Below are 19,086 nucleotides of genomic sequence, written 5' to 3' on the forward strand. Positions count from 1 at the left end.
GGCCCGCGCACCGCGCGGGGCACGAACGCCTGGCACCGGGGCCCCGCGCGCACCGCGCGGGGGACCCGGTCCCTCTCCGCGCCCGGCTCGGGTCGGCCGGGCTTCCGGCATCCGCGGCATCGACGCGCGGTCACCATCGGGCGAGCGGGCCCGTACGGCGGTCGCGGCGGAGACCCGCTGACGGCTGGTCAGCTCCACGGATCGGGTGGTCAGTTCTGCGGAACCACCGCCACCGGGCAGTGCGCATGATGCAGTACGGCGTGGTTGACCGGACCGAGCTGCATTCCGAAGTGCCCCTGCCGCCGCCGGGCACCCATGACCAGCAGATCGGCCCGGGCCGAGGCGTCCAGCAGCGCCTTGCGCGCCGGGGCCTCCACCGCGCGGTGTGTCACCGGCACCGGGGGCCGCCCGGCCGCGCCGCCCAGCGCCTCGGCCAGCAGACCGGTGGCGTGCCGGGCATGGTCCGCGCGCCCGTCGTGGCCGTCCCGCGCCGTATCGCGCCCCCGGCGCACGCCCTGGCCCTCACGCTCTTCACCGCGCCCCGCGCGGTGTTCCGCGCTGCGCGCCGCGCGCGGGCCGTGGTCGTCGGGGCCCGCGCAGCGCCAGGCGTGCACCGCCTCAAGCGCTCCGCCGCGCAGCCGCGCCTCGCGCAGCGCGAAGGCGACGGCGGGGGAGTGCGGCGGTACGCGTCCGGGCGCGCCCGGGGGCTCACGCTCGGCGATCCCCACGGCCACCCGGTGCACCCCGCCCCGTACGCTCTCCGCCCGGCCGCGCACCACGACCACCGGGCAGTGCGCGCGCGCCGCGATGCCCAGCCCCACCGAGCCCAGCAGCAGCGACGCCAACTCACCGCGTCCGTGCCATCCGACGACCACCGCCTCCGCGCTCTGCCCGGCCCGCAGCAGCGCGGTGACCGGGTCGTCGGTCACCAGGTCGGTCATCACCTTCAGCTCCGGTGCCCGGCGCCCGGCCCGTTCGGCCGCCGTGGCCAGCACCGTCTCACCGCGGAGCCGCTCGGTGGGCCGACCGGCGGACGACGCGGGCAGACAGCCCTCGTACCGCTCCCACAGTGAAGCGTGGACGATACGCAGCGGGGTCCCCCGCAGCGCGGCCATCCCGGCCGCCCAGTCCAGCGCGCCGGAGGCGCTGTCCGAACCGTCGACCCCGACGACCACGGGAAGTTCCACCCGTGCCCACCGCCTCTCATGTCAGCGCATGGATGAGTTCTTTCCCTCGTGTCCCTGGAAAACGCGGGTAGCCGCGAAAAGCGCGCGAGCCCGGCCGCGGCGCTGCGGAGGAGCGGCCGGGTCCGCCCCGGCCGGGCTATCGCAGCCTCATCGCGAGAGTCACCACGGCGCCCACGGCCCCCGCGCTGACCGCGAACCGGTCGGTGACCAGCCGGGTCAGCCACAGCCCGCGGCCGCTGGTCGCGCCGTCCAGCCCCGGGAGGATCTGCGGGATGAGGTCCTCGGAGAAGCCGGGGCCGGAGTCGGAGATCCGGCACTCCAGCTCATCGCCCACCCGCCGCAGCAGCAGCGATCCGGTGCCGCCCGCGTGCTCGATGGCGTTGCTGGCGATCTCGTCGACGGCCAGGACGAAGTCTCCGCGCCGGGCCTCGCACAGCCCGGCCCAGGCCGCGCACTCCTCGACCTGCACCCGCAGCCGGGGCAGCTCGCCGGCGGTGAAACGGCGCTTCAGCAGGTGGTCTCCGGCTCGGTTGGCGGACCGACGACGAGGGTCGGCTAGCACCAGTGCCTCCCGTTTTGACGAGGACGAGCGACATCACAGGGTCGGTGAAGCAGCCGAGGGTAGGGCCGATGGGCCGCCAACACCGTCGCCGATCAAAAATGACGTGTCCTATCGGAAACCTGACCGGAAATGGGTATAGGTGAGTCGAAAGCCGTTCACCGGCATACCGATCTGGATCAGACACCTCGTATACGCACGGTCACCGCCGAGGCGCGAGGCGGAAGCGGAGACGGCAGGGTGAGGTCATGATGGGACTTCTCAGCGCGCTGAAGGCCGAGCACCGCGAGCGCGTGATGGCGCTCGCCCGCGATGTGTCCTTCCCCTCGGGCGGCCGCATCTTCGAGGAGGGCCGCAAGGCCGACCGCTTCTGGATCATCCGCACCGGCGCGGTCACCCTCGATCTGCATGTCCCCGGACGTCGCGCCGCGGTGATCGAGACCCTCGGCCCCGGGGAGCTCATCGGCTGGTCATGGCTGTTCCCCCCGGACACCTGGCATCTGGGGGCGGAGGCGCTGAGCCCGGTGCGGGCGCATGAGTTCGACGCGGAGGCGGTGCGCCGGCTGTGCGACGAGGACCCCGAGCTCGGCTACGCCCTCGCGCTGGCCTGCGCCCAGGTGATCGGACGCCGGTTGCAGAGCGCCCGGACCCGGCTGCTGGACCTGTACGGACCGTACGCCGGGGGGATGACGCCCTAGGGTCCCCTTTGACGACGGGGCCACGGCAGCCGGAACCCCCGCCGGGCCCCTGGGCCGGGGCGTGCCAAGCTGATCACATGAGCATCCGTCACCTTCTGCGCCACGGGGTTCCCCTGCTGGCCGCGGCCCTGACCCTGTCCGCCTGCGGTGGCGAGGGCTCCGGCTCCACACCGTCCGGCTCCGCGGACAGCGGCGGGCTCAGCCGGATCTCCCCGGACGAGCGCAAGCCCCTCCGGCTGTCGGGCAGGACCCTGGAGGACACACCGCTCGACACCGCCGCCTACCGGGGCGAGGTCGTGGTGGTCAACATATGGGCCTCCCAGTGCGGGCCGTGCCGGGCCGAGGCGTCGGGCCTGACCACGGTGGCCGAGGAGACCAGGGCCAAGGGGGTCCGCTTCGTGGGGATCAACACCCGCGACCCCAGCCGGGAGGCGGCCCGTGCCTTCGAGAAGAAGTACGACGTGCCGTATCCCAGCCTCTACGACCGGATGGGCAAGCTGGTGCTCGCCTTCCCCCGGGGCAGCGTCAACCCGCAGGCCATCCCCTCGACGGTGTTCCTCGACCGGAAGGGGCGGATCGCGGCTCGGGCGCTGCGGCCGCTGAGCGAGGCCGATCTGCGGAAGGTCATCACCCCGTTGGCGGCCGAGAAGCGGTCCTGAGGGCCGAACGGCCCTTACGCTTCCGCGCGTCAGGCCGTAAAGCTGGGCAGCTGGATCACGACCGGCGCCCCGCGTGCCATGTGAGGAGTGCAGTGCCCGAGACAGCCGATCCCACCGGCCCCGACGGCCCCGCCGCCACAGCCGCCGAGCCCATCGGGGTCTTTCTGCTCGACGACCATGAGGTGGTGCGGCGCGGACTGCGCGACCTCTTCGACGCCGAGCCCGATCTGCGGGTGGTCGGCGAGGCGGCGAACGCCCGTGAGGCCATCGCCCGTGCCCCCGCCGTACGGCCCCGGGTCGCCGTGCTCGACGTACGGCTCGGTTCGTCGGGCGACGGCGGTGACCACGAAGGGATCGAGGTCTGCCGGGAGTTGCGGACCCGGCTGCCCGGACTCGCCTGTCTGATGCTCACGTCCTTCGACGACGACGAGGCGCTCTTCGACGCCATCATGGCCGGGGCCGCGGGCTATGTGCTCAAGCAGATCAACGGCTCCGACCTGGTCTCGGCCGTCCGTACGGTGGCCGCCGGGCGGTCCATGCTCGACCCGGGAGCCACCGCGCGGGTGATGGCCCGGCTGCGCGGACCGGAGCCCAGCGGACCCCCCGAGCTGGAACGGCTCTCACCGCGAGAGCGGGAGATCCTCGAGCTCATCGGCGACGGACTGACCAACCGGCAGATTGCCGAACGGCTGTTCCTGGCCGAAAAGACGGTGAAGAACCGGATCTCCTCGATCCTGTCGAAGCTGGGTGTGGGACGGCGGATCCAGGCCGCGGTCATCGCCGAGCGGATGAAGGAGCGCGGCACCGGGCAGTGAGCCCCGGGCGCACACCGGAGCCGCCGCCGCGCCGGCCGCCGACCCTCGCGTGGGGCGTGAGGCAGGCTCCCCTCCTGCCTCGCGCCCCACGCGGAACGGGGGCGGCCGGTCGATGTCGCTCATCACCGCAGTGGGGTGAGAGCCCGGTCCGTCCCCGCATATGGGGTGGCTCGTGGAACAGCCTGTCCAGGATCGCCGGGACCGAACCGATCCGGGAGGGGCCGAACGGCCCCCAGAACAGGGGCCGGACGGGGAATGCCCGTCCGGCCCGATCCTTCCCTCGGCCGGGCACCATGGCCCGGCCGCTCACCTCCCGAAGATGTTCAGTAGCCGCCTCCCGGCTGCGGCGGCCGGCCGCCCGGATACTGCTGCTGACGTCCGTACGGGTCGTCATACGGGGACGGCGCGGGGGCCGGACGCGGCGCGGGGCGCTGCATCGCCGGACGCATCGCGTCGTATCCCATCGGCGAGGGCGCCGCCGGGCGCTGGGGCTGCGCACCCGGGTAGCCGCGCGGACCCGCCTGCGGCGGGATGTACGGCGTCTGCGCCTGCTGCAACCCCATGGGCTGCGGCGCGGGCTGCTGGTAGCCGGGCGGCGGGGTGTGGTGCGAAGGACCGGCCGGCAGCGCGGGCAGCGCCGGGGGCAGGGCCGGAAGGTGACTTCCGGTGTCGTACGCGGACGGCACCCTGATGGGCGCGATCTGCGGTGTCCCCCGCTCGGCGACGAGGCTGTCGTAGATGGGGGTGTCCGGGAAGGACGGCGAGGAGTAGTAGCCGCCGCCGTAGGTACTGCGGGGGGAGGTCATAGCCCATAAGTTAAGCCCACGATGTGCTCATTGGGGAGTCCGGTAGGAGGGTTGTTTTCAGTGTTGGGAGGCGTCGCGGCGCATCAATCATTGCTAACCCGGGAAAATCGGTCGCCGTGGTGCGTTGAGATCGCGTAAAGAGCGCGTTTTCAGCGGGTTACCCGCGGTCGGACTCCGGTGTCACACGGAAGAGTGGCGCAGGGCAGACTGGCCCGCAGCTGCGTGAACAGAAAGGCAGGGGGACGACATGTCGATGTCCAAGGGCGGCAATACACCGGTGCCGGCGGCGTCGGTGCGGATCGAGCTCGGCTGGCGCACCGGCCCGGGCGTACCGGATGTGGACGCCTCGGCGCTGCTGCTGGTCTCCGGAAAGGTCCGCTCCGACGCGGACTTCGTGTTCTACAACCAGGCGACCCACTCCTCGGGCGCCGTCCGCCACGAGGGCAAACGCACCGCCGGGGACACGGTGACCGACACCCTCGCGGTCGATCTGTCCACGGTCGAGCCCGAGATCGAGACCGTGGTGCTCGCGGGCTCCGCCGACGGCGGGAGCTTCGGCCAGGTGCCGGGCCTCAACATCCGGGTCGTGGATGCCTCGGGCGGCGCGGAGATCGCCCGCTTCGACAGCCAGGACGCCACCGTCGAGACGGCCTTCGTCCTCGGTGAGCTCTACCGGAGGCAGGGCACCTGGAAGTTCCGCGCCGTGGGCCAGGGTTACGGCAGCGGGCTCGCCGGGCTCGCCACCGATTACGGGATCAGCGTCGACGAACCCCAGCAGACGGCCGCCCCGGCTCCCGCCGCGCCTCCGGCTCCCACCGCGTCCCCGTACGCCGCGCCGCCGGTTCCGCCCACGACTCCCGCTCCGCCCGTCGGCGCCTACCCGCCCCCTCCGCCGCCGCCGATGGGCGGCGGTTCCGCGGCTTTCCCGCCGCCCGCGCCCCCGGCGCCGCCCGCCCCGGCCCCCGCGGCTCCCGGAGCGCCGGTGAACCTCAGCAAGGTCACGCTGACCAAGCAGGCCCCGTCCGTCTCGCTCACCAAGCAGGGCGGCACCTCCGGTGCGATGCGGGTCAACCTCAACTGGCAGATCCACAAGCAGTTCAAGGGGTGGGGCGCCAAGCTGGGCAAGGCCATGGCCATGCACAGCGACCTCGACCTGGACCTCGGCTGCCTCTTCGAGCTGTCCGACGGAAGCAAGGGCGTGGTGCAGGCGCTCGGCAACTCCTTCGGCTCCCTGCACCAGCCGCCGTTCATCCAGCTCGACGCGGACGACCGGACCGGCGCCCGGGCGCAGGGCGAGAACCTCACCATCAACCTTGACCACAAGGACGCGTTCCGCCGCATCCTGGTGTTCGTGACCATCTACGAGGGCGCGCGCAGCTTCGCCAACCTCAACGCCACGGTCACCCTCCAGCCGCAGTTCGGCGCGGCGGTGGACTTCTCGCTCGACGAGTGCACCGTCCCGTCCCCGGTCTGCGCCCTGGCGCTCATCACCAACAACGGCGGCGACCTCGTCGTCCAGCGCGAGGCCCGCTATCTGGTGCCGGAGCGCGGTGTCAGCCCGCAGCGCACCCTGGACTACGCCTACGGGTGGGGGATGAACTGGACACCCGGCCGCAAATGAGCTCCCCGCGCGGGCAGTGGGGCCGTCAGGGCGGGTGCGGCGCTCAGGGCGCGGCGCTGGGGCGGGCGTAGGTGCGCCCCTTCCAGGCCGCGCCCCGCCCGCGGTAGTGCCGCAGCGCCGAGTCCACGGTCATCAGCAGATAGAGAAAGGCCGTCAGGGGCAGCAGCGGCGCCAGCCAGAGCGTCTGCCGGTAGTAGCGCAGCATCGGGATGTACGTCCCGGCCATCAGCGCCCAGGCCGCCGCGCCCAGCGCCAGCGGAACGGCGCTTCCGGTCAGCAGCCCGGCGCACACGGCGGCGGGCGGCGCGAGGTACACCACCGCGAGCCCCGCGACCGTCGCCGCCAGCAGCAGCGGATTGTGGCGCAGCTGGGCGTACGCGCTGCGCGCGACCATCCGCCACAGGTCGCCGAGACCGGGGTACGGCCGGACGCTGTCGACCCGTTCGGCAAGGCCCAGCCAGATCGCACCGCCGGACCGCTTGACCGCGCGGGCCAGCGCCACGTCGTCGATGACCGCCTGCCGGATGGTCTCCGGGATCCCCGCCCGCTTGGCCGCCTCCCGGCGCAGCAGTACACAGCCGCCCGCGGCCGCCGCGGTGCGCGCCCGGGGCCGGTTGACCCACCGGAAGGGGTACAGCTGGCAGAAGAAGTAGACGAACGCGGGCACGATCAGCCGCTCCCATCCGGTCGCCACCCGCAGCCGGGCCATCTGCGAGACCAGGTCGAGCCGGGCCGCCGTGGCCGCCCGCACCAGCTTCCGCAGGGAATCCGGCTCATGGGCGATGTCGGCGTCCGTCAGCAGCAGATACTCGGCGGCACCGGTCCCGGCCTCCTCGCGCCGCGCGGCGAGGGCCATCCCGTGCCGGACCGCCCACAGCTTGCCGGTCCAGCCCGGCTCCGGTTCGCCGGGGGAGTCGACGGTGAGCGCCAGTCCGCCGCAGGCGTCGGCCAGTTCGCGGGCCACCTTGCCGGTGCCGTCCGAACTGCCGTCGTCGATCAGGAAGATCTCGGCCCGCCCCGGGTAGTCCTGGGCGAGCAGCGAGGGCAGGCTCACCGGAAGCACGGCGGACTCGTCCCGCGCGGGCACCACCACGGCCACCGAGGGCCAGCAGCCGGGCTCGTCGTCGGTGCCGGACTCCGGCGGGCCGGTGCGGGGCAGCCGGACGTCCGTACGCCAGAAGAACCCCTGGCCCAGCAGCAGCCACAGCCAAGCGGCCAGGGCCGCGGCGGCGATCCACGTCAGCTCGCTCACCCGCCGCAGTCTGCCCGAAGCGGTGCCCGGGCGACGGGCCAACGGGGCCGATCCATTAAAGTGACCGGGTGAAGATCGCGCTCATGGACTCCGGACTCGGCCTGTTGGCCACTGCCGCCGCGGTGCACCGTCTGCGGCCCGACGCCGATCTCGTCCTCTCCTCCGACCCCGACGGCATGCCGTGGGGGCCGCGCACTCCCGAGGACGTCACCGAGCATGCGCTGGCCTGCGCCCGCGCCGCCGCCGCACATGACCCCGATGTGCTGATCGTCGCGTGCAACACCGCCACCGTCCACGCGCTCCCCGCGCTGCGCGCCGAGCTGGAGCCCGCGCTGCCGGTCATCGGCACGGTGCCCGCGATCAAGCCCGCTGCCGCCGGGGGCGGCCCGATCGCCATCTGGGCCACGCCCGCCACCACCGGCAGCCCGTACCAGGAGAACCTGATCCGCGAGTTCGCGGCCGGGGTCGAGGTGACCCCGGTGGCCTGCCCGGGTCTCGCGGACGCCGTCCAGTACGCCGACTTCGACGCCATCGACCAGGCGGTGGCCGTCGCCGCCGAGCGCACCCCGCGCGATGTGACCACCGTCGTCCTCGGCTGCACCCACTACGAGCTGGTCGCCGACCGCATCCGGACCGCCGTGCAGCAGCCGGACGCCCCCGCGCTGGTTCTGCTCGGATCCGCCGGGCCCGTCGCCGCCCAGGCGCTGCGCCGGATCGGTGCCGATCCGCTGCCGACCGACCAGGACGTTTCGGCGCGCGGCGGGCTCACGGTCATCCACAGCGGGCGCGAGGAGGAGCTGCCGCGGGCCGCGCTGGCGTACGCCGAGGGCACTCTGCTGGCACCCGTCAGCACCGTGCGCGGCTGATCAAAACCCGCTTCCACCGGCGGAAACGGTGTGATCTGGTGCCGCGGTAGCGGAACGTGAGTACCCTGCCAACTATGAGGCACCACCACCAGCACGGGAAGCGGACCCCGGCCGGGGAGCCGCCCGCGGTCTGGACCGGGCATGCACACAACCGTGGGCAGTGGGTGCTGGCCGCCGCGGGCGCCGCGTGTCTGGCGCTCGGTATCGACCTTGCCGTCGCGTCCCCGTGGGGTTCCGGTATCGCTCCGCTCCTGATGTCGGTCATCGGCTGTGTCGCCGCCGGACTGCTGATGCTCTTCGGCACCATCGCCTTCGTCCATGTGGCGGTCCGGATCGACGCGGAGACCCTGGAGATCCGCTGCGGTCATATGGGGCTGCCGCGCCGCCGCATTCCGCTGAGGGAAGTGGTCGACGTCGATGTCGCCTCCCGGGTCACCCCCTGCCAGTGGGGCGGCTGGGGCTATCGCTGGCGGCCCGAGAAGGGCACGGCGGTGGTGGTGCGGCGCGGTGAGGGCCTGGTGGTCCGCCTCGGGGACGGACGCGTCTTCACGGTCACGGTGGACGACGCGGAGGCCGCGGTGTGGGTGATCCGCCAGCGGCTGCGGATGATCGCGAAGCCCGCCTCACAGGTCTGACCGGCGCTTCGGCCGGCTAGGTCCTGTCCTGTCGATCTTCGTGGATCAGCCCGCGGCGTCTGGTGCCGTGGATCGCAAGGCGGAGGGTCGTCCTCGTACTGGGCGTACTCGGAAGATCCCGACAACGCGGCGAGGCGCGGTGCCAGGCGTCGCGGGCCCGCGAAGATCGGCAGGACAGGGCCTACGGAGGCGGCGTCGGCGCATGGTCCGGGCGGCTGGCCGTGGCCAGTCCGGCGAGCAGTCCCGCACCCGCCGTCACCTGCGAAAAGCTCAGCGCGTTGCCCAAGGACGCCTCGACGGCCAGAGCCGTGAGCGCCGCCGCGGCCGTCAGCACCACCGGGGTGGACCGGGGGGAGCGCCACAGCGCGTAGAGCATCCAGCCGAAGGCCGCGCCCAGCAGGGCCACCCCCGGTACCCCCTCGCCCGCCGCCTGCTGCAACGGGGCCGAGTGCGGTGTGGTCCGCGGGTCCGGCGCCTCCATGGCGGTGGGGCTCAGCTCGGTGAAGCGGTCCGGGCCCGCCCCGCGCACCGGGTTCTCCCCGGCGATCCGGGCGGCGTCCTGCCACAGCCGTACCCGGTGCTCGGTCAGCTGCTGCCGCAGCGCGGGTGGCAGTCCGCCCGGGACGGCGTTCGCCGCCACCGCCCAGCAGCCCCCGACGGTCACCGCGGCGATGAACGCAAGACCCGCCAGGCCCAGCAGCCGCTGCCGCAGCCGGGCGGCGGTGAACGAACACAGCAGTACGGCGGTGCTCGCCAGCCCGCCCGCCGTCCCGCCACCCACCGTGGCGGTGACCGCGATCGCCAGGGCCAGCAGCCACAGGGCGGAGCGCAGGAGGACCGGCCGCGCCGCCCATGCCGCACAGCAGGCCGCACCGGTGGCCAGGGTCCACTGCGCGGCGTCCACGCCCTCATGACCGGGCAGTCCCGCCGTCGTGGCGCAGGCCAGGCCGAACCCCGCGAGCGCCGCGGCCGTCGTGGCGGCGACCGGCAGCAGCGATCCGGCGATCCGGCCGCAGGCGTATCCGGCGGCCACCGCCAGTACGGCGAGCAGCACCCCCTCGGGGCGGGCCGTCCGTCCCACGGACGCGATGAGTGCCCATACCGCGCAGCCGCCCAGAACCGCCGCGCCCGCGATGTCGGGTGTGCTGCCGCGGGCCGGTCTGTGCTGTCCCTGCTCTCCCTGCACGACCGGTCCCACCACTGATGACGTCATCCGTCGAACCCCCCGTCGTGACGGCACCGCGACCACGGCCGGAGACCGGATGCGGGCCATGACACCGGGAACGGTAGCGCTTGTACTGAGGTATGTGTATATGGTGCGCAGAAACGATGTGTCAGTAGTGAAACGGACACTCGGTGCGCGGGCGTGACCGCCGGGGCGGGGCCTTGGCCCGCCCGATACCCTCACCGCATGGCGATCCCCGACTTCATCCGTGACCTCAGGGCCACCGCGGGCCACCAGCTGCTGTATCTGCCGGGCGTGAGCGCGGTCGTCTTCGACGATGAGGGCCGGGTGCTGCTGGGCCGCCGCGCCGACAACGGCCGCTGGGTGATCATCTGCGGCATCCCCGAGCCGGGCGAACAGCCCGCCGAGGCCGTGGTGCGCGAGGTGGAGGAGGAGACCGCGGTCCGCTGTGTGCCCGAGCGGATCGTCCTCGTCCGCACCCTGGACCCGATGACGTACCCCAACGGCGACCAGTGCCAGTTCGTGGATGTCTGCTTCCGCTGCCGGGCCGTGGGCGGCGAGGCGCGGGTGAACGACGACGAGTCGCTGGAGGTCGGCTGGTTCGCGCTCGACGCGCTGCCCGCGATGGAGGACTTCTCGCTGATCCGGATCAAGGAGGCGCTGGGCGACGGACCGACCTGGTTCGAGCCCGTCGGCGCGGAGTGACCGCCCATCACCGGGGACCGAAGTATGTGCCCCGGCCACATCGGTGCGGGCGCGGTCGCTGTCTAGTCTGCCGCTCATGAGCGCCGCCACCCCCTCAGCTCCCATCCCCTCCGGCTCCGCCGCCCTCGATCTGACCGGCCGCACCGCACTGGTCACCGGCGCCGCCGGGGGCATCGGCCGGGCGTGCACCCTGCGGCTGGCCGCCGCGGGCGCCACCGTACGCGCCGTCGACCTGGACGCCGAGGGGCTGGCCCGGCTGGTGGCCGCCGGCCCCGCCGGGCCGGGCACCGTCGAGGCATGGGCCCTGGACCTGACCGACCTCGACGCCGCCGAACGGGCCGCCGCGGGCACCGACATCCTCGTCAACAACGCCGGGCTCCAACTCGTCCGCCCCATCGAGGACTTCCCGCCCGAGGTCTTCTCCCGGGTCCTCACGGTGATGCTGGAGGCCCCCTTCCGGCTGGTGCGGGGCGCGTTGCCGGATATGTACGGCCAGGGCTGGGGCCGGATCGTCAACATCTCCTCCGTGCACGGTCTGCGCGCCTCCCCCTACAAGGCGGCGTATGTGGCCGCCAAACACGGGCTCGAAGGGCTGTCCAAGGTGGCCGCCCTGGAGGGCGCCGCCCACGGGGTGACCTCCAACTGCGTCAACCCCGGCTATGTGCGCACCCCACTCGTCGAACGGCAGATCGCCGACCAGGCCGAGGCCCACGGGATCTCCCCGGAGCGCGTCATCAGCGAGGTGATGCTCGCCGACGCGGCGGTCAAGCGGCTCGTGGAACCGGAGGAGGTCGCCGAGGCCGTCGCCTATCTGTGCGGTCCGCACACCTCCTTCATCACCGGCGCCTCGCTCACCATGGACGGCGGATGGACCGCCCACTGAACGGAAGCCCACGGAGCGGAAGCCCACGGAGTGGACGCGCACCGAGCGGAAGCCCGCCCGGAGAGCTCCCCACCAGGGCGCTGGACCGCCTTTCCGCACGTCCGACGGCTGGCGCCGCCGCACCCGGCGGGAGTATCCCTGGGACCATGGCCGAGGATCAGCCGGAGACCCCGTACCTGGAACTGCTGGCGCGCGGCGCGCCCCCCGAGGCGTACGAACGCCCGGGGCTGCGCGCCCGCGCCGAAAAGGCCCCGGCCGGGCGGCTCGCGGCGCTGGACCGCGCCAAGCTGCTCGCCCTCCGCGTCCGCGGTGAGCTGGAGGGACGGCGGCGCCGCGAGGCCGAGCTGTCCGCGCTCTTCGAGACCGCGCATGACCTCGCCGGGCTGCGCGATCTGGACGCGGTGCTCCAGGCCATCGTCCAGCGCGCCCGTTCGCTGCTGGGCACCGAGGTGGCCTATCTGACGCTCCACGACCCGACGGCCGGTGACACCTATATGCGGGTCACCGACGGCTCGGTCTCGGCCCGCTTCCAGCAGCTGCGGGTCGGCATGGGGGAGGGGCTCGGCGGGCTGGTGGCTCAGACCGCCCGCTCCTATGTGACCGACAGCTACTTCGACGACCCCCGCTTCCAGCACACCCACTCCATCGACGCGGGCGTCCGGGACGAGGGTCTGGTCGCCATCCTCGGGGTGCCGCTGCTGCTCGGCAGCGGTGTCATCGGGGTGCTGTTCGCGGCCGACCGCCGGGCCCGGGTCTTCGAACGGGAGCAGATCGCGCTGCTCGCCTCGTTCGCCGCCCACGCGGCCGTGGCGCTCGACACGGCCAACCTGCTCGCCGAGACCCGTACGGCGCTGGCCGAACTGGAGGCCGCCAACGAGATCATCCGGGACCGCAGCGGGGTGATCGAGCGCGCCTCCGACGTCCATGACCGGCTGACCGAACTGGTGCTGCGCGGCGGCGGGGTGCACGATGTCGCCGACGCGGTGGCCGAAGTGCTCAGCGGCTCGGTGGAGTTCGTCGACGCCGACCGGGCGCCCGCGGCGGCCGTGGACCGCTCGCGGTCCGACGGCCACGCGGTCCGGCACGGTGAGGACTGGATCGCCGCCGTCTCCGCGGGCGGCGAACTGCTCGGCGCGCTGGTGCTGCACGGCCACCCCGGCCTCGACCCGGTGGACCAGCGCACCCTGGAGCGGGCCGCGATGGTCACCTCGCTGCTCCAGCTCGCCCGGCGCTCCGCGGGCGAGGCCGAACAGCGGGTGCGCGGCGAGTTGCTGGACGACCTCCTCGACACCCCCGACCGCGAGCCACGGCTGCTGCGCGAGCGCGCCGCCCGGCTGCGGGCGGACCTGGACGCGCCCCATGTGGTCCTCGCCGCGGGCCTCGACGCGCCCGCCACGGCAGGTACGGCCGGTGCGTGCGTCGTGGGTCCGGGCGGTGGCGCGCCCGCCGAGGAGGCCGCCGACCGGCAGCGCCTGTGGTCCGCCGCTTCCCATCTGGCCGCCACCGGGCACGGCCTGGCCGCCGCCCGCGACGGCGGCACCGTGCTGCTGCTGCCGCTGGCCGAGGGCGACACCGCCGACGCCCTGGCCCGGCGGACCGCCCGCCAGCTGGGCACGGCGCTGCGCGCGCCGGTCACCGTCGGCGCCTCCGCTCCGGTGCCCGAGCCCGCCGCCCGGCCCGGCGAGGTCGCCTCCGGCTACGCCGAGGCGCGGCGCTGTCTGGCCGCGCTGCGGGTGCTCGGCCGGGCCGGACAGGGCGCGGCCGCCGAGGACTTCGGCTTCCTGGGACTGCTGCTGGGCGCCACCCGCGACGGCGCGCGGGACGGCGCCCGGGTCCAGGACTTCGTCCACCGCACCATCGGCGCGGTCCTGGACTACGACGCCCGCCGCGGCACCGACCTGGTGCGCACCCTGGACGCGTACTTCGCGAGCGGGATGAGCCCGGCCCGTACCAAGGACGAACTCCACGTCCACGTCAACACGGTCGCCCAGCGGCTGGAGCGGGTCGGGCGACTGCTCGGCCCCGACTGGCAGTCGCCGTCCCGCTCCCTGGAGATCCAGCTCGCGCTGCGGCTGCACCGGCTGGCCTCGGCCCGCTGAACGCCGATATGGAGTACGGACGTCACGACGCGGGCCCCGGACCGTCCGGGACCCGCGTCCGTACACGTGCGTGACCAGACGCGCGCGTTACGGGGCCGAGGCCGAACGGGGCGCGCGCGCTCCGCCGCGTCCACCGCCCCCGCGGCGCCCCGAAGTTCCGGGTGTCGATGAGGAGGAGGAACGGGAAGGCCCAGCCGCCCACGCCCGCCGCCCCCAGCAGATACACCGGGCGCCGCCCGATCCGGTCCGACGGCCATCCGGGCGCCCATGGTGATCAGCACATCCCGCCAGTGCTGGCGCAGGACGCCGACCAGCGGCGTCTTCTCGGCCGCGTCCGGCTGCCGTCCGGCCTCGGCGTTCTTCCGGGCTTCCGCCTTCCGGGCCTCGGCCCGGGCCAACGCCGCCTGGAAGACCGGTGATTCATCGACAGAGAGACGAATCCACAAGCCGACCAGTACGAGTACCCCGGACAGCAGGAACGGCACCCGCCAGCCCCAGGACTCGAACGCGGACGCGAACCCCTGGACCAGCCGCAGCGCGGTCACCAGCACCGGCGCGGCCGAGCCGACCGCCACACCGTAGGAAGGCGCAGGTCAGCGGCGTATGTGGTGGGACGCCACAGTTCGCTGCCGCGGTGTGCGCCTGGCGGCCATGACACCGGCCCGCCGGGCTCGCGAAGTTCCGCCGGACAGAGCCTGAGCGGCCTCGCTGACGTCCGGTGCGGTTCGGTTGTGCCCCGAAGGGGCGGGGCTGTGTCGATGTGCGGCTCCGCCGCGTGGGCGCGGCCGGCCACGACGCAGCCGCGGACGAACGACCGCACCTCGCGGCACTTCCCGCGGAGCGCTCAGTGTTCGGTGCGCGCCTGGCGGGCGCGGCGGGTTCTGCCCAGGTGGCTTACGGCGGTGGCGAACTGCTCCTGGGTGAGCGCCGGGGCCGGGAGGGGACCGGCCGCCTCGGGGCGGAGGGCGTCGAGGAGCAGGGCCAGATAGCGACGCCAGGCCGAGGGGGACGCGGCCGCCGCGCCGGGGACCGTGCGGCCCAGCATGAGAGTGAGGAAGAGGAAGTCCTCGGCGGTGATGTCGGTCCGGACCGCCCCGTCCTTCTGGGCACGCCGGAGGAGGACATCGATGGTCTTGCGGTGTTCCGCCCGGAGGCTGTCGAGCGAGGGCACACCCTGGATGTTGGTGGTCATCAGGTCGTTGGTGCCCCGGTCGGTGGCGAGCAGGGTGAAGATCCGCTCGAGGTAGGAGACGAGTCCGCCCCAGGCGTCGATGCTCTGCCGGGCCTCCAGCGCGGCCCGCAGAATGTCCTTGAGAGACTCGCCGAAGACGGCTTCGATGAGCTCGGCCCGGCCGGCGAACCGGCGGTAGAGGGTGGCGCTGCCGACTCCGGCACGCCGGGCTATGTCATCGAGCGGTGCGTCCACGCCCTGGTCGGCGTAGATTTCCCGGGCCGCTGCGATCAGCATCTCGCGGTTGCGCTGCGCATCGCGGCGCAACGGAGTCACCTTGTTCACACGGTCGCCCATGAGCGGAAACCCTAACACTAAACGGGGAACTCTCTCCGGTTCATGTTTGAAATCGCGGGACTGGGGAAAGACCCCCATTTCCCGTGGTCGGAGAGGGATAATGGACAGAGACCGGGCCACGGCAGGGTGCCGCCGCGGCCCGTGAGGAGGCGTCAGCCGGGTCCTCAGCGCGGCATCGGCATCATCGCCAGCGGGCCGGAGGTGAGGCTCATCTGCGGCCGGGGACGGAGTCTGGTGCCGGGCACGGGGCGCAGCCGCCAGCGCCGGGCGACGGTGGCCAGCGCGAGGGTCGCCTCGGTCATGCCGAAGACATCGCCGACACACTTCCGGCTTCCGGCGCCGAACGGCAGATAGGACCCGCGCGTCACGTCCTTGGCCCGCTCCGGAAGCCAGCGGTCGGGGTCGAAGGACTCCGGCCGGGGGAACAGCCTGCCGTCGCGGTGCAGCATGTAGGGGCTGATCAGCACATCGGACCCCGGGGGCAGCCGGCGCCCGGCCAGCTCCGTGCTCTCGGTGGTGGTGCGGGTGATGATCCAGGCGGGCGGGAACAGCCGGAGCGCCTCGGTGAACACCCGCTGGGTGTAGCCGAGTCGGGGCACATCGGGGTGGCCAGGGGGCCGGTCGCCCACCACCTGATCGACCTCGGCGTGCAGCCGGGCCTCGGCCGCCGGGTTCCGGCCCAGCAGAAACCAGGTCCAGGTCAGGGCGGCGGCGGTGGTCTCGATCCCGGCCAGTAGCAGGGTCAGCACCTGGTCGTGGACCTCGCGTTCCGACAGCCGTTCGCCGGTCTCCTCGTCCCGGGCGGCGAACAGCGCGGAGAGCAGATCGCCGCGGTCGCCGCCGGTGGCCCGGTAGTCGGCGATCAGTTGGTCGATGCGCCGGTGGAGCTGGGTCAGGGCCGTTGCGAAGGCGCGGTTGGCGTGGAGCGGAAGCCGGGAGACCAGTCCGGTGGGGTCGATCGCCCGGTGGTACGCGCCCTGGACGACGGTCCGCAGACAGCGCTGGACCTCGGCCACGGCGTGCGGCGCCATATCGGTGGTGAACAGTGCGCGGGCGGTGACCCTGGTGGTGAGCGCCTGCATCTCCCGGCTGACGTCGACCACCCGGTCCGTGGTCCACGATCCGGCCACCGCCTCGCACTCATGCCGCATCACCTCGGCGTAGCCCTCGACCCGGGCGGTGTGGAAGGCGGGTTGCACCAGCCGCCGCTGCCGTCGGTGGTCCGCCCGTCCGGCGGTGATCAGGCCGTTGCCGAGGATCTGCCGGGCCTTGTCCTTCACCGGACCGCCGGTGTCGAAGACGCGTCCGTTGAGGAGCACCTGCTGGACCAGCTCGGGATGGCAGGGCAGTTGGACCCGCTGGGGGCCCAGCCGGAGTTCGACGAGATCGCCGTGGGCGGGCAGGGAGGACAGGAAGCCCAGGGGGCGCCGGGCCAGTTGCAGGGCGTGACCGATCAGCGGGAGCCCGCCGGGGGCGGTGGCGACCTGCCAGTCGCGGGTGACCGTGCGCTGCGCGGTCCTCATGTGAAGAGTCCTTCCTGTGCGGCGCCCTACTGGATGCGCGAGTTGACGTGGTTCACGGCCGCCCGGTAGCGCTCGCTGCCGGTGGTCCAGATGAAGTTGCCGTACACCAGGTCCAGCAGGATGTCCCGGCTGACCTCGTCGAACGCGTGGATGCACCGGATGTCCTCGGCGATGTCGTCCAGCCGGTCCTGGAAGAACTCCTTGAACGCGCCCTCGTCGGAGACGTCGCACAGCCGGAAGCAGTTGGTGATCTGCCCCAGCGAGACCTCGCGGTCGTAGGAGTAGAAGTCGTTGACGACGGCGAGACCCCGGGTGGTCATCCGGGCGGCCAGGCCCGTCTTGGCGTGCTCGGTGAACTCCCGGTGCCGGTAGACGGGATAGGACATCTTCATCCAGAAGTCGACGCCCACGTCGGTGATCCGGAAGCGGAAGTACTGCTCCGGGGAGGTCCCGCAGAGCGCCGCCTTGAGCGGCGAGTCACGGAACATGTGGTCGCTGGTGACGAAGGCGCGGGCGGCCTCGTACGCGAACCAGGCGTCCTCCTCGTCGTAGTAGCGCTCGCAGATCGCGCGCAGCCGGGGCAGGAACAGCTCGAAGTCGTGCAGGGCGGGATCCATGTCGTCCCAGACGAACGTCACGCAGTTGAGGACGCAGACGGCCTTGAACGCCTCCGTGTCCCGTAGGTGACGGTCGCTCTGGGACCAGCACACCACCTCCATATAGGAGATCCAGCGCTCGTCGGAGACCGTCTTGCCCAGGGGCGCCACGGCCGCGTTGCACGCGGCGATGACCTCGCGCAGCTCCTCGGGGGTCAGGATCCGGGGGACCGGCCGGTGACCGATACGGCGGTCGAAGAGCTCGGCGAACCGGCGGGTGCACTCCTGCCGGTACGGGCGCAGGCTGGACGTGCCGAGGTCGGCGGGCCCGGCCGTGAAGAGGTCGGTGGTCATGAGGTCCTCACGGTGGTCATCCGGGCCAGCCGGCGCAGCGCGGTGACCGCGTCCGGGGTGAACGGGGCGGCGTCCAGCGCATGCAGGGCCCGCTGTCTGCGGTCCTCGATCATCCGCTCCACGGTCTCCCGGGCGCCGGTGGCCTCGAAGATCTCCCGGACGATGGCGGCCTGCTTCTCGTCCAGCAGCGGATCGCCGAGCAGTTCGCGCAGTTGGGCGTCCTGGACGGGGTCGGAGGCGCGCAGGGCCAGAGCGGTGAGGGTGGTGTTCTTCCCCGCGCGCAGATCGTCCAGCGGGGACTTGCCGGTCGACTCCGGGGTGCCGAAGACCCCTATCAGGTCGTCCCGGAGCTGGAACGCCTCGCCGAGCGGCAGGGCGTAGCGGGTGAGGGCGTCCATGGCCTCGGGCCCGGCGCCCGCCACGGCGGCGCCGATGTGCAGCGGGCGCTCCACGGTGTAGCCGGCGGTCTTGTAGCGGTTGACGGTGAGGGTGGACTCGACGTCGTCGGTGAGCGTGCCGGTGGCGCACAGGTCGAGGAACTGACCGAACATCACCTCGGTGCGCATGGTGGTGAGCGGCGTCAGCACCGCGGCCAGCTGCACCGGGGTGAGCCCCGCGGTGTGCAGGATCTCGTCCGACCACAGCAGCGCGAGATCGCCGAGCAGCACCGCGCCGCTGACGCCGGAGCGCTCGATCCGCTCCGGGCCCGGATGGGTGGCGCCCAGCCCGGCCAGCGTGCGGTGCATCGTCGGACGGCCGCGGCGGACCGGGCTGTCGTCCATGACGTCGTCGTGGAGGAGCGCGAAGGCGTGGAACATCTCCAGAGCGGCCGCCACGCGTAACACCGGGCCCGGGTCACCGCCGCCGCCGACGGCCCGCCAGCCGGTGACGCACAGTAGCGGCCGAATCCGTTTTCCGCCCGACAGGAAATCCCCCAGCAGCCCGGCGAGCGAGGGTAGTCGGGGAGGTGCGGGGCTACGGGACTTGGTGGCCAGAAACTCGTCGAGAACGCGCTCCACCGCACCGCGGATGGTGTCGGTATCCAAGAAGTCGGGGGTGAGCGTGGGTGTGGTCATGAGGCTCCTCCACGCCTGAATATGAAATCGGTTGAGTG

The 19,086-nt window shown here is 73.0% G+C and carries 18 protein-coding genes and 1 pseudogene; 9 read left to right on the forward strand and 10 right to left on the reverse strand.

The features are described from left to right. Positions 1-209: 209 nt before the first annotated feature. Together JK363_RS08785 and JK363_RS08790 are read right to left on the reverse strand one after the other, a co-directional pair. Positions 210-1,187, reverse strand: coding sequence for a universal stress protein (locus JK363_RS08785; RefSeq protein ID WP_201873494.1), 978 nt, complete (start codon positions 1,185-1,187; stop codon positions 210-212). Positions 1,188-1,323: 136 nt separating this feature from the next. Continuing rightward, entirely contained in the window at positions 1,324-1,749 is a 426-nt protein-coding gene (locus JK363_RS08790; protein ID WP_307821653.1) for an ATP-binding protein, read from the reverse strand. A gap of 245 nt (positions 1,750-1,994) precedes the next feature. Here JK363_RS08790 and JK363_RS08795 point away from each other — a divergent pair, with 245 nt between their 5' ends. The 3 genes from JK363_RS08795 (at position 1,995) to JK363_RS08805 (ending at position 3,918) form a co-directional block, all read left to right on the forward strand. Then, entirely contained in the window at positions 1,995-2,444 is a 450-nt protein-coding gene (locus tag JK363_RS08795; protein ID WP_201873495.1) for a cyclic nucleotide-binding domain-containing protein, read from the forward strand. A gap of 77 nt (positions 2,445-2,521) precedes the next feature. Further along, positions 2,522-3,103 carry a TlpA family protein disulfide reductase gene (locus JK363_RS08800; RefSeq protein WP_201873497.1) on the forward strand — a complete coding sequence of 194 codons (582 nt, stop codon included), beginning with the start codon at positions 2,522-2,524 and terminating at the stop codon, positions 3,101-3,103. A gap of 92 nt (positions 3,104-3,195) precedes the next feature. Further along, a complete protein-coding gene (locus tag JK363_RS08805) occupies positions 3,196-3,918 on the forward strand; it encodes a response regulator (protein WP_307821654.1) in 723 nt (240 codons plus the stop codon). 323 nt (positions 3,919-4,241) lie between these two features. On the opposite strand, the gene JK363_RS08810 is transcribed toward JK363_RS08805, so the two are convergent. Next, positions 4,242-4,724 carry a DUF6643 family protein gene (locus JK363_RS08810; RefSeq protein WP_201873498.1) on the reverse strand — a complete coding sequence of 161 codons (483 nt, stop codon included), beginning with the start codon at positions 4,722-4,724 and terminating at the stop codon, positions 4,242-4,244. Between the two features lie 253 nt (positions 4,725-4,977). Here JK363_RS08810 and JK363_RS08815 point away from each other — a divergent pair, with 253 nt between their 5' ends. Further along, positions 4,978-6,345 carry a TerD family protein gene (locus JK363_RS08815; protein ID WP_201873756.1) on the forward strand — a complete coding sequence of 456 codons (1,368 nt, stop codon included), beginning with the start codon at positions 4,978-4,980 and terminating at the stop codon, positions 6,343-6,345. Positions 6,346-6,388: 43 nt separating this feature from the next. Here JK363_RS08815 and JK363_RS08820 read toward each other — a convergent pair whose 3' ends face one another. Continuing rightward, the gene (locus JK363_RS08820) at positions 6,389-7,597 is read right to left on the reverse strand and encodes a glycosyltransferase (RefSeq protein ID WP_201873501.1); all 1,209 of its coding nucleotides are present in this window, start codon (positions 7,595-7,597) and stop codon (positions 6,389-6,391) included. A gap of 68 nt (positions 7,598-7,665) precedes the next feature. On the opposite strand from JK363_RS08820, the gene JK363_RS08825 reads away from it, so the two are divergent. Both JK363_RS08825 and JK363_RS08830 read left to right on the forward strand, forming a co-directional pair. Continuing rightward, the gene (locus JK363_RS08825) at positions 7,666-8,463 is read left to right on the forward strand and encodes a glutamate racemase (RefSeq protein ID WP_201873507.1); all 798 of its coding nucleotides are present in this window, start codon (positions 7,666-7,668) and stop codon (positions 8,461-8,463) included. 74 nt (positions 8,464-8,537) lie between these two features. Then, positions 8,538-9,098, forward strand: coding sequence for a hypothetical protein (locus tag JK363_RS08830; RefSeq protein WP_201873508.1), 561 nt, complete (start codon positions 8,538-8,540; stop codon positions 9,096-9,098). Between the two features lie 181 nt (positions 9,099-9,279). On the opposite strand, the gene JK363_RS08835 is transcribed toward JK363_RS08830, so the two are convergent. Then, on the reverse strand, positions 9,280-10,311 hold the full coding sequence (locus JK363_RS08835; RefSeq protein ID WP_201873509.1) for an O-antigen ligase family protein: 1,032 nt from the start codon (positions 10,309-10,311) through the stop codon (positions 9,280-9,282). A gap of 198 nt (positions 10,312-10,509) precedes the next feature. Here JK363_RS08835 and JK363_RS08840 point away from each other — a divergent pair, with 198 nt between their 5' ends. From JK363_RS08840 to JK363_RS08850, 3 genes are all read left to right on the forward strand, one after another. Next, entirely contained in the window at positions 10,510-10,989 is a 480-nt protein-coding gene (locus JK363_RS08840; RefSeq protein ID WP_201873510.1) for an NUDIX hydrolase, read from the forward strand. A 76-nt stretch (positions 10,990-11,065) separates the two neighbouring features. After that, the gene (locus tag JK363_RS08845; protein ID WP_201873511.1) at positions 11,066-11,872 is read left to right on the forward strand and encodes a 3-hydroxybutyrate dehydrogenase; all 807 of its coding nucleotides are present in this window, start codon (positions 11,066-11,068) and stop codon (positions 11,870-11,872) included. Positions 11,873-12,018: 146 nt separating this feature from the next. After that, complete coding sequence (locus JK363_RS08850) at positions 12,019-13,971, forward strand: helix-turn-helix domain-containing protein (protein WP_201873512.1); 1,953 nt, start codon at positions 12,019-12,021, stop codon at positions 13,969-13,971. Between the two features lie 145 nt (positions 13,972-14,116). Here JK363_RS08850 and JK363_RS42210 read toward each other — a convergent pair. The 5 genes and pseudogenes from JK363_RS42210 to JK363_RS08875 form a co-directional block, all read right to left on the reverse strand. Further along, positions 14,117-14,540 (reverse strand): annotated as a pseudogene (locus JK363_RS42210) (MFS transporter); the annotation flags it as partial. Positions 14,541-14,815: 275 nt separating this feature from the next. After that, positions 14,816-15,499 (reverse strand): TetR/AcrR family transcriptional regulator, encoded by a 684-nt coding sequence (locus tag JK363_RS08860; RefSeq protein ID WP_201873519.1) that lies wholly within the window; start codon positions 15,497-15,499, stop codon positions 14,816-14,818. Between the two features lie 164 nt (positions 15,500-15,663). Then, positions 15,664-17,022, reverse strand: a complete 1,359-nt coding sequence (locus JK363_RS08865; RefSeq protein WP_201873520.1) for a cytochrome P450 — start codon at positions 17,020-17,022, stop codon at positions 15,664-15,666. A 26-nt stretch (positions 17,023-17,048) separates the two neighbouring features. Beyond that, complete coding sequence (locus tag JK363_RS08870) at positions 17,049-17,972, reverse strand: hypothetical protein (RefSeq protein ID WP_201873521.1); 924 nt, start codon at positions 17,970-17,972, stop codon at positions 17,049-17,051. After that, on the reverse strand, positions 17,969-19,048 hold the full coding sequence (locus JK363_RS08875; protein ID WP_201873522.1) for a polyprenyl synthetase family protein: 1,080 nt from the start codon (positions 19,046-19,048) through the stop codon (positions 17,969-17,971). The genes JK363_RS08870 and JK363_RS08875 overlap by 4 nt, the downstream gene beginning before the upstream one ends. Positions 19,049-19,086: the final 38 nt, after the last annotated feature.

Origin of the sequence: Streptomyces coffeae, assembly GCF_016741875.1 — a bacterium.
Lineage (GTDB): Bacteria > Actinomycetota > Actinomycetes > Streptomycetales > Streptomycetaceae > Streptomyces > Streptomyces coffeae.

Bases quoted from the DNA above. Each gene is read 5' to 3' on its own strand.
- JK363_RS08795 (WP_201873495.1), top strand. From the start codon at position 1,995: ATGATGGGACTTCTCAGCGCGCTGAAGGCCGAGCACCGCGAGCGCGTG.
- JK363_RS08800 (WP_201873497.1), top strand. From the start codon at position 2,522: ATGAGCATCCGTCACCTTCTGCGCCACGGGGTTCCCCTGCTGGCCGCG.
- JK363_RS08810 (WP_201873498.1), bottom strand. From the start codon at position 4,724: ATGACCTCCCCCCGCAGTACCTACGGCGGCGGCTACTACTCCTCGCCG.
- JK363_RS08815 (WP_201873756.1), top strand. From the start codon at position 4,978: ATGTCCAAGGGCGGCAATACACCGGTGCCGGCGGCGTCGGTGCGGATC.
- JK363_RS08830 (WP_201873508.1), top strand. From the start codon at position 8,538: ATGAGGCACCACCACCAGCACGGGAAGCGGACCCCGGCCGGGGAGCCG.
- JK363_RS08835 (WP_201873509.1), bottom strand. From the start codon at position 10,311: ATGACGTCATCAGTGGTGGGACCGGTCGTGCAGGGAGAGCAGGGACAG.
- JK363_RS08840 (WP_201873510.1), top strand. From the start codon at position 10,510: ATGGCGATCCCCGACTTCATCCGTGACCTCAGGGCCACCGCGGGCCAC.
- JK363_RS08845 (WP_201873511.1), top strand. From the start codon at position 11,066: ATGAGCGCCGCCACCCCCTCAGCTCCCATCCCCTCCGGCTCCGCCGCC.
- JK363_RS08850 (WP_201873512.1), top strand. From the start codon at position 12,019: ATGGCCGAGGATCAGCCGGAGACCCCGTACCTGGAACTGCTGGCGCGC.
- JK363_RS08860 (WP_201873519.1), bottom strand. From the start codon at position 15,499: ATGGGCGACCGTGTGAACAAGGTGACTCCGTTGCGCCGCGATGCGCAG.
- JK363_RS08865 (WP_201873520.1), bottom strand. From the start codon at position 17,022: ATGAGGACCGCGCAGCGCACGGTCACCCGCGACTGGCAGGTCGCCACC.
- JK363_RS08870 (WP_201873521.1), bottom strand. From the start codon at position 17,972: ATGACCACCGACCTCTTCACGGCCGGGCCCGCCGACCTCGGCACGTCC.
- JK363_RS08875 (WP_201873522.1), bottom strand. From the start codon at position 19,048: ATGACCACACCCACGCTCACCCCCGACTTCTTGGATACCGACACCATC.